Genomic DNA, 12,412 nt, shown 5'->3' on the forward strand with positions numbered 1-12,412 from the left:
TCAATAGAGATGTTCGTCATCTATCTCATCTGCAAATCTGCAACATGAGATATATTTCCATCTACCATTATAATAAAAAGGCAGTATCATGTACATCTGCATTCTACCTTTGTCAGTTGATACAGCGGAATGATAATAATCTACAAGATAATCGCCACCTGTAGCTTTAAGTCTGTCGTGTACTGTTGAGATATCATAGAATTTTCTAAATCTCGCTCTATCTTTCTTAATAAGATACTTATCAGAATATATCTTAACTGCTTCCTTGGCATCCATCTCTTTATCCGCGATTGCAAGCTGGTCACTGTTAAGGAAGATATTCTCCACAGTACCACCCTGGTCATAAAGATCAACTCTGAAGTACTGGTTAAATACATGTGCCATTGCAACCTGAATATTTTCAGATTTCTTGTCATCTGAATGTAGCGTGACGTTTCTGGATACTATGGCAAATGCGGACTTATTTCCCTGACGTGACAAGAATCTTACCTTGGAGTTGATGACGCAGCCATTAACAATGGCATCGATCTCTCCACGTTTATCCCTTGCTTTCTCAGCATTATGCGACGCTTCTACTATTTTTCTGACTTCAGGGATTTCCACATTTCTATTGCGCTTATTGGCCTGCTTCATGCTGGCAACACCGATACTTGAAAGGAAATTCTTGTAGGCATCGTTAATATAGATGAATGTGATTCGATCACCTTCCATCTCATATATTCCAATAGGCACAGTATTAAACACATTCATTTTCTTGGGGCGAAGTGGCGTAGATCCAAGGAAGTTAATATCACCCATGGAGTCATAATACAAGTGATATGCGAAATCTTCGCAGTTTTCAAAGCTACAATCCTCTTCCCTTACAAAGCTTTCTACAGGCTTTGGCGTACCAAAAAGATATCCTTGAAGCTTTTCACAGCCAATTCTTCTTAAGAATTCGTACTGTTCTTTGGTCTCAACACCTTCTGCAAGAGTGTGTATTCCAAGTTCCTTTGCCATGCTGATGATAGCTGCTAGAATAACTCTTGTTTTCTTATTTTTCTCGTATTCACGGATAAAACTCATGTCAATCTTGATCATATCATAGTCATAGGACTTAAGATTTCCAAAAGAACTATATCCCGTTCCAAAGTCATCCATCCAGATCTGGTAGCCCGATCTCCTAAGCTTTTTTATTTGCTCTCCAAGGAAATTATCTTCTGATGTAAGGGCACTTTCAGTGATCTCAATATTCAAAAGATTCTTTGGTATGTTGTATATCTTTCTACATCTGTCTATTTCAGCTTTTATGTCACATAATTCAAAATCAAGTCTGGAAAGGTTTATTGAAATAGGCTCCACAGCAAAACCGCTGTCGATATCATCTCTTAGATCTGAGCACACCTGCTCTATCATATAGATATCAAGTTTGTGAATGAGGCGTACATTTTCCAACACCTCAACAAAGGTACCAGGTGATATTATTCCATACTTAGGATCATTCCACCTTGCAAGGGCCTCATAGCCGCAAACTTTTCCTGTAAGTGCTCTAACTTCTTTCTGGTAATAAACCTTGAAGTATTTTTTCTTGAAGGCGATTTCGAAATTATCGATCACATACTGCCTTAGTTCATTCTTTTTATTTAACTCTTCTGAATAGATATTGTCATCCTTATCATAGACTCTTATGATGTCGTCGCAGGCAATCTTGGCTCTGTCCACCATAACAACAGGGTCTTTTTCTGTGCCATCAGCCTTATAAATACCGGCTTTTATGCGCATAACAAGTCCCTTTTGGTACTTAACTGCGGCAGCCCTCAGATCTGAAAGCTTCTTCAATATCTTTTTTTCATCAAGTGAATTCGCAATGATAATAAACTGATCTCCACTAGTTCTGGCTACCAGTTCTTCTTTAAAAATGCTTTGAATCTCTTCTGCCAAGCCCTTAAGATATTGATTTCCCCCAAGAAAGCCATATCTTTGGTTAAAGGCCTTAAAATTCATCACATTAAGATATACGATTATTGACTTTTCTGATGCAGAAAAGTCCCCATGTCCTTGAAGATGATCTAAAACCCCAGTAAGATTATGAAGCCCAGTCAACTCATCAAGGTGGCGGCTTTCTACTATCTCATTGATCTCACGTTCATCCATCGTACTTACCTAACATGTCGAACACACGAAATTGCATAATATCGCATAGTTTATTGTATCATTATTTTACCGCATTTTTGACACTATTCTGACGCTTTATCAAATTTTCATATTTGCTTGATTTATTTTTTCAATATGGTAACTTTAACTTATGCTTACTTACAATCTCTCTAACGGGGAAGGTCCCCTTTATACAAGGCTTTACCAGCACATAAAACGCGATATCTCAAATGGAACGCTTACTCCTGGCGAGAAGCTCCCATCAAGAAGGGCTCTTGCTGAAAACATGGGAGTAAGTACTGTAACTGTTGATAATGCCTATGGTCAGCTCCTTGAAGAAGGCTACATCTATGCCCTTCCTAAAAAGGGCTATTTTGTGTCGCAGATTTCCGGAAGCATTCTTTTTCCTGAAGTGAAAGATAAAAAGAAATCTTCATCCAAACTAAATTTCAAGAAAAAAACTAGGAATAACATAACGTTTGATTTCTCATCTAATAAGCCAGATGCTGATAGTTTCCCGTTTTCTGTTTGGGCAAAACTCACCAGAGAGGCTGTGTCTGGACATAGTGATGAGCTTTTAAAAGTATCTGATTACAGCGGAATCTATGAGCTTAGATCTGCAATCGCAGCTCATTTATCTTCCTTTAGAGGAATGAGTGTTGACCCTGACCAGATCATTGTTGGCGCTGGAACAGAATACCTTTACGGACTACTGATAAAGCTTTTGGGTAAAGATAAAAAATACTGCATAGAAAATCCTGGTTATAAAAAGATCAGTCAGATATATGAAACAGAAGGTGTAAGCTACTACCTTGGAAGCATGGATGAAAACGGCTTAATGGTCTCAGAGCTAGATAAGTCAGGGGCAGATATTGCTCATATAAGCCCAACTCACCACTTCCCTACTGGTATCACAATGCCTGTTTCAAGACGCCTGGAGCTACTGTCCTGGGCTTCTGAAGATTTATCAAGATACATCATAGAAGATGATTACGACAGTGAATTCAGGCATAAGGGCACTCCTATTCCGCCTCTTATGACCATGGATTCTTTTGACAAGGTTATCTATATCAATACCTTCTCAAAATCCCTTGCTTCTACCATAAGAATCGCATATATGGTACTGCCTCCACACCTAGCGCAGCTCTTTTACGACAAGCTGTCATTTTATTCATGCACAGTCTCAACATTCGATCAGTTCACACTGGCATCTTTTATTGAAAAGGGCTATTTTGAAAAACATATAAATCGTATGAGACTTCAATATGGCAGAAAAAGAGAACAGGTTCTTGGCATATTTGAAGAAGTGCTGGGAAGTGAATCGAAGTCTTCAGGTTATAAAATAGTTGAAAATGACTCTGGTCTTCACTTTATCTTGGAGCTAAAGACCAGGTATAAAGATGCCGAGATAGAGAAACAACTGTTATCTAAAAACATCAAGATCTCTGCGATCTCTGACTTCTATATGGATGATTTTGATAGTAAAACAGATGCATCTTCTCAGGGTAAATTTATTATAGATTATTCAAATATGAACATAGCTCTTTTACCTGATGCGTTAAAAGAGATAAAAAAATTGTTGTCTTAAAAGATAGTGTCGCAAACTGGTATTTAAAAAAATAATAGAATTGGGTATTATAATAATACCAAAACAAGCGTATATTCATACCTAAAGTTGTACAAAACACCGTACCGGAGGAGAAAATATGGATACCACATCACTAAGCGCACTACGTAAGACTGACAAAGTAAAATGGATCGCTATCACAGCTCTTTTTATGGCATTTAATATAATAATGTCCAGCGTTGGAATTCCTGTTCCCGGAGGACACCTGTATTTATGCGATGTCATCATTTGTACTGCAGCTCTTTTACTTGATCCACTTGCTGCATTTATAGTTGGAGGAATCGGTTCATTTCTTGGAGATTTCCTTTTTTATCCAGCTCCAATGTTTGTATCGCTTGTAACACATGGACTCCAGGCTGTTGTTGTATCAGTTATAGCAAGTAGAGGCCTCGGAGATAAAAAGAAGCATTTTACATTTTCACTTATTGGAACTTTGATCGGTGGTATTATAATGGTTGTTGGTTACACACTTGGTAAGACTTTTGTGTACAGCACTTTTGAATACGCTATGGTCAAGCTCCCATACGAGATAGCTCAGGCTCTTCTTGGAGTATTTGGTTCACTTTTCCTGTATTTCAAGGCAGGACTTGGCAATATCTATAAGAGAATGGGATTAAATTCATAATATCAGACATAGATTTAAGGAGTTACAAAAATGGATTGTAAAGAAATAACTAACCAGAGCAAACAGGCTGTTTGCGAGATCTTGGAAAAGGCTCGTCTTAAAAAGGGTGATATCTTCGTGATCGGCTGCTCATCTAGCGAGATCTTGGGCGACCAGATTGGTACTGCAACTAATCTTGATTCTGCAAACGCAGTATACGACGGCATTATCCCTGTACTACGTGAAAACGGCATCTATGCTGCAGTTCAGTGCTGCGAGCATTTAAACAGAGCTCTTGTAGTTGAGAGAGAAGTTTTGGAAAAGTACGGATTTGAGCAGGTTAACGCTATTCCTCAGCCAAATCACGCAGGAGGAGCCCTTGCTACAGTAGCTTATGAGCGTTTTGATGATCCCGTACTTGTTGAATCAATAAATCAGAAAGCTGATGCAGGTATCGACATTGGAGGCACAATGATTGGAATGCACATGCACAGCGTGGTAGTTCCTATGAGAATCTCACTTCGCAAGATTGGCGAAGCTCCTATAATATGTGCTCGTCACCGTCCTAAGTACGTAGGCGGCCAGAGAGCCATATATGATGAGAATTTGATGTAAAATAAAAGGCTTGAAACTCCGCGATGGTTTCAAGCCTTTTATTATATAAAACATGAACAAGAACAAAAACTAGACAATAAACAAAATTAGTGATGGAAAAGGCGAAGTCCTGTGAATGCCATTACCATATTGTGGCTGTTTGCAGCTTCAATAACGTTGTCATCACGAACTGATCCGCCAGGCTGGGCTACGTACTTAACACCGCTCTTATAAGCTCTTTCAATGTTATCTCCAAATGGGAAGAATGCATCTGATCCAAGGGCTACGTCAGTGTTCTTATCAAGCCAAGCTCTCTTTTCAGCCTCTGTGAATACAGGTGGCTTCTCTTTGAAGATGTGCTCCCACTTGCCATCAGCAAGTACATCCATGTAATCAGCGCCGATGTAGAGGTCAATTGCGTTATCTCTGTCTGGGCGCTTTATTGTATCAAGGAATGGAAGGTTCAGTACCTGTGGAGCCTGTCTAAGGAACCAGTTATCTGCCTTAGAACCAGCAAGTCTTGTGCAGTGGATACGGCTCTGCTGACCAGCACCGATACCGATTGCCTGTCCGCCCTTTACGTAGCAAACTGAGTTTGACTGTGTATATTTAAGTGTGATAAGTGCGATGATAAGGTCAATCTTGGCTGACTCAGGAAGGTCCTTGTTGTCAGTTACGATATTTGTGAGCATGTCCTCACCGATCTCGATGAAGTTGTGACCCTGCTCGAATGTTACGCCAAATACCTGCTTCTTTTCGATCTCTTCTGGAGCATAGTTCTCATCGATCTTGATAACAGCGTAGTTTCCGTTTTTCTTGGCCTTTAAGATCTCAAGTGCTTCATCTGTATAGCCTGGAGCAATGATTCCGTCTGAAACTTCTCTTTTAACAAGTCTTGCTGTGTCTGCGTCGCAAACATCAGAAAGTGAGATAAAATCTCCAAATGAAGACATTCTGTCTGCGCCTCTAGCTCTCGCATAAGCGTTTGCAAGTGGGCTGAGTTCACCAAGATCCTCTACCCAGTAGATCTTTTTCTCAATATCTGTAAGAGGTGTGCCTACTGCAGCACCTGCAGGTGATACGTGCTTGAATGATGTAGCTGCTGGGAGCCCTGTAGCTTTTTTGAGCTCAGAAACAAGCTGCCATCCGTTAAGAGCATCTAAAAGGTTGATATATCCAGGTCTTCCATTTAATACCTCGATTGGAAGATCTGCGCCGTTCTCCATGTAAACACGTGAAGGCTTCTGATTAGGGTTACATCCATATTTAAGCTGAATCTCGTTCATACCATTCTCTCCTTATTAAGCGTTCTTGTTGATGATGCGGCTCTCATATTTGCCTGTAGCGATCTCGATGTATCTTGTGAAAAGAGATACCTTATTATCTTCGTTTAAGGCTTCCCATACATTTTTGGTAAATGTATCGATGTCACCTTCGATGCTAACAAGTGTAGGCTCTCCTTCATAGCTTGGAAGTGGATTGCCATCTCCCATGTATGTGTGGATGAAATAGCCCTGGCCTGCCTTAGGATTGTCATAGGTGAATGTGTTTCTGATGCACTGGCTGGCATCTCCGTGGTCACTCTTTAAGATTGACATAGCGAAATCATACTTGCCATCAGCAACATTCATGATTCCTGAAATTCTAGGTGTATAGTTAGGTGCGTCAGGCTCGAACTCTCTTGTTCTAAGAGACTGCTCAAAAGTCTGACCAGCCTTCATAAGGTCGTAGATTGTGTCTGTCTGGTCTCCGTTTGTTACGATCGTTGAGTTGCCAAGAACTCTAACTGGAGCATAGATGATAAGGCTTGGATCCTCCATTTTTGATGGGTCAAAAGCCTGTGTGCGAATGCCCTCTCCTTCCTCTACAAATACGCGGTTTCTTGAGTTCTCACTTCTTCCCATGATGAAGTAAGCGCAAACAGCGTACTTTCCGTCTGTTGAAGTACCGATCACAATACCTCTACCTGGGTAGGATGTACTTCCGATTTCTGCACGATAATCCTTCACATTCGTCTCCTTTATGGTCGAAAAATGATATCTCGCTTGATGTGCTTGGGGGAATGCTTAGAATCTTTTTAAAGAGTGTTTGTGGAATATAAAAAGCCTGAGCATCCCACTGATCAAGCGGTTGCCCAGGCGGTCGACTCAACATATATTCATCCATACTCCCATGTGGTTACCCACTTATCCGCCAGTTGTATGGACATGTATAACATACACTTTCCGGAAGATTTTTTCAAGGGGGTTATGCTGGATTTTTTTATCACTTTTTTAGTTCCCCAAATACCTTAAGTGAATCAAGGGGATCGCCCTTAAAGTCAAACAGGGCCTGATTATCCCAGGAGCAGCCTCCGTAATAAAGGCCGGCATCTTCTGGATCATAATCTTTTGAATAGCTAGATGCCCAGCCGCTTCCATGCTTTTCCCATATTTCTTCATTACTTGCTCTGTCACTTCCTACAGGAATCCAGGTTCCTTCCCAGTAAAAGACGCCAAAAGCTCCTGCATCGTTTGCATTTTGAATAACGTCCGCTATCATATTTTTCTGTCCTTCAACAGTAGCTGGATAGCCTTCCATCAGGTCTTTTGAACTAGAAACAGAATTAGGGAAGCCATCACCATCCTCCAAAGTGTATGGATAGGAAGTTTCTGCAATAAATACTTCTTTGCCGTGGCGCTTCTGGATCGCGGACACCATAGATTTCATGTTGTCAAAAGAGCCGTCCCAGAAAGGATAGTAAGAAAGACCTATAGCGTCAAAGTCGATGTTTGCCTCCACCAGATTGTGAACAAGGTTATCAACTTCGCCTTTTTTCTGGATATTTGTATAGTGAATGGCTATCTTGATATCTTGGTCATATTTTTCAGACACACCGCGAACGGCGTTGCAGCCAGAATCAAGAAGCTTTAATACGTCTCTTATATTAGTCTCACCACTCATTCCGTAGTTGATCTCATTGCCAACCTGCACCATTCCTATATCTATGCCTTCATCAAGCATTCTGCTAAGAGCATCCTCAGTAAATTCAGCCAGCAGGTCGCACTTTTCATCTACGCTTTTCCCTTCCCAAGCCTTTGGTGCGTGCTGTCTCTTAGGATCAGCCCAGAAGTCTGAATAGTGGAAATCTATGCAAACCTTCATTCCTGCGGCAGTAGCTCTTTTACCAAGGGCTATAGCTGTCTCAACGTCGTTATTGCCTCCGCCGTAGCCATTGCCGTTCTCGTCGTAAGGGTCGTTCCATACGCGAATTCGGATGTAGTTGATTCCTGCATCTGCAAGAACATAAAAAACGTCACATAAAATGCCGTCAAAGTTATAATAAGCCACGTTGCTATAATCCTCGGCTAGAACTGATGAGGCATCCATGCCCATTATGAAGTCCTGGGGGATAAGGAGGTGGGTGGGTTCTTGAGGCTCAGTGGATGAAGCGGTGCTTGAGGCTTCCTGCTGTGTATCAAGTGAGTCTGTTGCCTCTTGTTTGCTCTCATCGGTACATTCTGTTTGCTCTGAACCTGCACTATTTCCTGCACTTCCGCAAGCCGTAATCGCCAGTATTCCCGCAAGTATGGCTGATACCGCCCTAATAGTGAGTCTTCTGCTAGTTTTTCTCATGATGTAATTCCCCTTTTAGCACTATTTTAATATAGATTGATTTTTGCTAACATCTGTAATATTCTATAATGGAAACGTTACCGGAATTTCTTTTAACACAATTATAGCAGAAATTCCGCACTTAATGTATTTGGGAGGACAATTATGCCTAACTGGTTAAAAGATGCAGTATTCTACGAGATTTATCCTCAATCATTCAAAGATACAAATGGCGATGGTATCGGCGATATTCAAGGTATCATCGAAAAGCTCGATTATGTAAAGGAGCTTGGCTGCAATGCCCTTTGGATCAATCCTATCTACGACTCTCCTTTCAAGGACGGTGGCTACGATGTTAGGGATTACAAGAAGGTTGCAGAGCGCTATGGAACCAACGAAGACGCGTACAGGCTCTTTGAGGTTGCTCACAAAAAGGGCATTCACGTGCTCCTTGACCTTGTTCCAGGTCACACTTCAGAGGAACATGAATGGTTCCAAGAGAGCAAAAAAGCTGAGGAAAATGAATATACAGACCGCTATGTATGGACTAAATGCTGGTTCCACGGAATAGCTGGTCACCCATATGTTGGCGGTGAGGCTGACAGAGACGGCTGCTACATGCTTAATTTCTTTAAGTGCCAGCCTGCTCTTAACTACGGTTTCCTTAATAGGAGTGAAGAATGGCAGCTTCCACCTGATCATCCAGCATGTATTGCCACTAGAGAAGCCATGAAGGACATCATGAGATTCTGGCTTGACCACGGATGCGACGGTTTCCGCGTGGATATGGCTGATTCTCTGGTAAAAGAGGATGATGAGAACAAGTCAGCTACTGGCAAGATCTGGAGAAACATCAGAGAGATGCTTGATAAGGAATATCCAGAAGCAGCCATTATTTCAGAGTGGTCAAATCCTTGGCAGGCTCTTAAAAACGGCTTCCACTCAGACTTTTATCTTGATCATCAGGGAAATGGCTACAACACTCTTCTTCGCGACTATGAGACAGAGGGTGGTGACCACAGCTTCCTCAAGAAAGACGGTCAGGGCGACATCATGCGCTTCTTGAACGACTATCTTCCAAAGTACAATGATACCAAGGATGACGGTTACATCAGCTTCATTACCTGCAACCACGACACACCAAGACCTGCAAGAACTCTTTCTCCTGCAGAACTTAAAATAGCACATGCTATGTTTTTGACACTTCCTGGTGTTCCATTTATCTACTACGGTGATGAGATTGGTATGAAGTACCTTGATATTCCTACTAAGGAGGGTGGCTACACTAGAACCGGCACCAGAACACCTATGCAGTGGGATAGTTCCAAGAACTACGGCTTCTCAGATGCTTCTGAAGATAAGCTCTATCTCCCACAGGATAAGAGCTCAGATGCTCCAACTGTTGAGGCTCAGCTATCTGACGAGACATCTCTTTTATCAGAGGTTAAAAGACTTATCGCTCTTCGCCATGAATATACAGACCTTCAGGCAGATGGCTCATTTGAAGTTGTATTTGCTCAGAAAAATCAGTTTCCATTTGTATTTAAGAGAGGGGAATTGATCGTGGGAATCAATCCTTCAAATAAGGCTGTATCACTTAAGCTTCCTGTAAAAGGCGAGATCATCCACAAGATTGGTGATGTGTCTTTTGAAGATGATGAGCTTAAGATGGATGCTCAGACATTTGTTGTAATAAAATAAATGTGCCATAGGGACGGGGTTTGTGGCTCATTTTCAAAAATAGTATTTTCCCCTGCAATGTGTTGTAATCGCAGGGGAATTTTTATTAATCTTTTTCTTTTTAAATATTTCACATTCCTGCAACTGCAAGAATCATATCTGGCAGCACTACATTTCTGCCCTTGTCATACTGTTCTTGTTCCTCATCAGTCCTACCAACAAGTGCTACTCCCGTTGCAGAATTGTCAGAAACAACAAGAAGCGCTACAGCAGGCACTTCTAATAGGTCTGCAACAAGATAAAAAGAGCTTGTTTCCATTTCAATAAGGTCTGTATCAAAAGAACGTATTTCATCCAAATGCACGTATTCAAGCGCAATAGATGGTGTACAGAACACACTTCCGCTACGAATATCATAGCCACGCTTCTTTCCAAGACCAATTACCTCATCTATAAAGTTCTTGTCAGGGTATACTTTTGAAAATAGCATATTATCTCGAATTGATTCTTTTATCAAAAATGAATCCGCATAGCTTCCTGATATAGAATAGGACGGAGTACACACATCTCCTACATGGAAGTCCTCTTTAAGCGCCCCAACTGCTCCAATGAAAATAACTTTTTTGAATGATAGCTCGGCACTGAGCGTAAGATGATCAATAAGATTGCTAGCAGAAGATGCCGTCTTGATCCACGCAATCTTTAGATTATCCTTTTCTACAAGATATCCACCAAGATAAGCAGATTCCCTCAAGGTAGTCACTTTACAATATGCATCCATGTGAAGCTTATAAGGAGTAAAGCTAGGTGCAACAACAAGAGCATCATACATGATGTCTTCTCTGAGTCCAAAAGTTTCAAGCATCATGTGCTCAGAATTATATTTATGGCATGTGTCTAATATTTTCTTTAGCTTTTCTTTCATACTCTCTCCTTCATGTCTTATCTGAAAATAGTTATTTGTTAGTATAATTGTCGCGCAACTATTTAGCAATCAAATTTTTCATGCTTCATGCGGTCAATTGCGTATTACCTGCATGTTTTATTTTTCTCTCGTTGCAGGTAATGAATTTCTTATTCAAGAATGCTTTGAAGCGCAATTATATACCTGCAAACTTAATCTCAGCGTAGATTCAGGTAATAGAATCCCGATTAATCCTGTAAAAGAGCTCAAAATAATACCTGCAATCGCCAATATCCAGCAAATGCAGGTAAAATCAGTAATTCTCGCATGGCTAGCTCGGGCCAAAAGCCACAAGCAGCCGTCCCAAGCATCAAAAATGAGCCACAACCGACCTCCCTGAGGCTCATTTTTAGCAATTCCCAGTAAACACGTTCGTAAGCTCTTTTCTTGCCACGTCAGCAAGCTTATAGACTAGGTCAACAGAAGTTGGCTCTCTATCAGTCATGTTAAATCTAGGGAAAAATCGCGATATATGAAGCGGAATGTCCTTGCCGGACTTGCCACCGTAGACATCCTCAAGAGATGCTATCCAGGAAGAAAGAAGCTCCATCTCACGGACGGTATCGTTCTCCCTAGGAATGATGAGCGTTGTAAGCTCCACGTGGCAGTGCTTTACAGCTTCTTTGATAAAGTTCATGACCATCTTGCGGTTTCCGAGGATGAGCTCGTCATAGAAGTAGTCAGTAAAGCTCTTTAGATCAATATTCATAGCGTCAATGTAGGGAATAAGCTCATTTAGAACATCAAGACTAGCCATACCATTGGTAACAAGGACGTTTTTCATACCTCGGTCATGAACGAGCCTTGCGGTATCGCGGACATATTCATAGCCAATAAGTGGCTCATTATAAGTAAAGGCAACTCCGATGTTGCCTTGATTTTTGTACATGCGTGCCATGCCGGCAAGCTCTTCTGGAGACATGAATTTTGCGTCGTCCTCAAGCTTGTAGGCATAATCCGACCAGGAGATGTCGTAGTTCTGGCAAAATGGGCATCTAAGGTTACAGCCATAGCTACCCACAGATAGAATCAGGCTTCCAGGCATATACATGGAAAGCGGCTTCTTTTCTATAGGATCAAGAGCTATGCTGGTGATCTTGCCGTAGTTAAGGGGCCTTATGGTACCATTTATACAGCCTCTAACTCCGCAAAAGCCTCTACCATCTTCTGCAATTTCGCACTGCCTGTAACATACTCCGCACTTAGCCATATCACA

10 protein-coding genes and 1 riboswitch are annotated in these 12,412 nt (G+C 41.3%); of the genes, 4 read left to right on the top strand and 6 right to left on the bottom strand.

All coding sequences use genetic code 11. From position 1 onward, the window contains the following. Positions 1–2,133, bottom strand: a complete 2,133-nt coding sequence (locus BLS24_RS05610) for a GGDEF domain-containing phosphodiesterase (RefSeq protein ID WP_091756964.1) — start codon at positions 2,131–2,133, stop codon at positions 1–3. A gap of 151 nt (positions 2,134–2,284) precedes the next feature. Here BLS24_RS05610 and pdxR point away from each other — a divergent pair, with 151 nt between their 5' ends. From pdxR to BLS24_RS05625, 3 genes are all read left to right on the top strand, one after another. Further along, on the top strand, positions 2,285–3,721 hold the full coding sequence (gene pdxR / locus BLS24_RS05615; protein WP_091756966.1) for a MocR-like pyridoxine biosynthesis transcription factor PdxR: 1,437 nt from the start codon (positions 2,285–2,287) through the stop codon (positions 3,719–3,721). Positions 3,722–3,839: 118 nt separating this feature from the next. Further along, positions 3,840–4,385, top strand: a complete 546-nt coding sequence (locus BLS24_RS05620; RefSeq protein WP_091756968.1) for an ECF transporter S component — start codon at positions 3,840–3,842, stop codon at positions 4,383–4,385. Between the two features lie 30 nt (positions 4,386–4,415). After that, on the top strand, positions 4,416–4,979 hold the full coding sequence (locus BLS24_RS05625) for a TIGR01440 family protein (RefSeq protein ID WP_091756970.1): 564 nt from the start codon (positions 4,416–4,418) through the stop codon (positions 4,977–4,979). An 86-nt stretch (positions 4,980–5,065) separates the two neighbouring features. Here BLS24_RS05625 and BLS24_RS05630 read toward each other — a convergent pair whose 3' ends face one another. The 3 genes from BLS24_RS05630 to BLS24_RS05640 form a co-directional block, all read right to left on the bottom strand. Continuing rightward, positions 5,066–6,244: a phosphoribosylaminoimidazolecarboxamide formyltransferase gene (locus tag BLS24_RS05630; protein WP_091756972.1), complete on the bottom strand. Its 1,179-nt coding sequence runs from the start codon at positions 6,242–6,244 to the stop codon at positions 5,066–5,068. A 15-nt stretch (positions 6,245–6,259) separates the two neighbouring features. Next, on the bottom strand, positions 6,260–6,967 hold the full coding sequence (locus BLS24_RS05635; protein WP_330388211.1) for an IMP cyclohydrolase: 708 nt from the start codon (positions 6,965–6,967) through the stop codon (positions 6,260–6,262). A gap of 116 nt (positions 6,968–7,083) precedes the next feature. Continuing rightward, positions 7,084–7,169: riboswitch (ZMP/ZTP riboswitch) on the bottom strand. A gap of 54 nt (positions 7,170–7,223) precedes the next feature. Further along, complete coding sequence (locus BLS24_RS05640) at positions 7,224–8,573, bottom strand: glycoside hydrolase family 53 protein (RefSeq protein WP_091756976.1); 1,350 nt, start codon at positions 8,571–8,573, stop codon at positions 7,224–7,226. Positions 8,574–8,717: 144 nt separating this feature from the next. Between BLS24_RS05640 and BLS24_RS05645 the strand changes: the two genes are divergently transcribed. Then, the gene (locus tag BLS24_RS05645) at positions 8,718–10,253 is read left to right on the top strand and encodes an alpha-amylase family glycosyl hydrolase (protein WP_091756978.1); all 1,536 of its coding nucleotides are present in this window, start codon (positions 8,718–8,720) and stop codon (positions 10,251–10,253) included. Positions 10,254–10,362: 109 nt separating this feature from the next. Here the strand turns inward: BLS24_RS05645 and BLS24_RS05650 are convergent, their stop codons facing one another. Next, positions 10,363–11,157 carry a phosphorylase family protein gene (locus BLS24_RS05650; RefSeq protein ID WP_091756980.1) on the bottom strand — a complete coding sequence of 265 codons (795 nt, stop codon included), beginning with the start codon at positions 11,155–11,157 and terminating at the stop codon, positions 10,363–10,365. A gap of 388 nt (positions 11,158–11,545) precedes the next feature. Continuing rightward, complete coding sequence (gene amrS / locus BLS24_RS05660; RefSeq protein WP_091756984.1) at positions 11,546–12,406, bottom strand: AmmeMemoRadiSam system radical SAM enzyme; 861 nt, start codon at positions 12,404–12,406, stop codon at positions 11,546–11,548. Positions 12,407–12,412 lie beyond the last annotated feature (6 nt).

The sequence above is a fragment of the Butyrivibrio sp. INlla18 genome (assembly GCF_900103635.1).
Lineage (GTDB): Bacteria > Bacillota > Clostridia > Lachnospirales > Lachnospiraceae > Butyrivibrio.

Excerpts from the sequence above, each read along its gene's own strand:
- pdxR (WP_091756966.1), top strand. The coding sequence starts at position 2,285 with ATGCTTACTTACAATCTCTCTAACGGGGAAGGTCCCCTTTATACAAGG.
- BLS24_RS05650 (WP_091756980.1), bottom strand. The coding sequence starts at position 11,157 with ATGAAAGAAAAGCTAAAGAAAATATTAGACACATGCCATAAATATAAT.
- BLS24_RS05625 (WP_091756970.1), top strand. The coding sequence starts at position 4,416 with ATGGATTGTAAAGAAATAACTAACCAGAGCAAACAGGCTGTTTGCGAG.
- BLS24_RS05610 (WP_091756964.1), bottom strand. The coding sequence starts at position 2,133 with ATGGATGAACGTGAGATCAATGAGATAGTAGAAAGCCGCCACCTTGAT.
- BLS24_RS05640 (WP_091756976.1), bottom strand. The coding sequence starts at position 8,573 with ATGAGAAAAACTAGCAGAAGACTCACTATTAGGGCGGTATCAGCCATA.
- BLS24_RS05630 (WP_091756972.1), bottom strand. The coding sequence starts at position 6,244 with ATGAACGAGATTCAGCTTAAATATGGATGTAACCCTAATCAGAAGCCT.
- BLS24_RS05645 (WP_091756978.1), top strand. The coding sequence starts at position 8,718 with ATGCCTAACTGGTTAAAAGATGCAGTATTCTACGAGATTTATCCTCAA.
- BLS24_RS05620 (WP_091756968.1), top strand. The coding sequence starts at position 3,840 with ATGGATACCACATCACTAAGCGCACTACGTAAGACTGACAAAGTAAAA.
- amrS (WP_091756984.1), bottom strand. The coding sequence starts at position 12,406 with ATGGCTAAGTGCGGAGTATGTTACAGGCAGTGCGAAATTGCAGAAGAT.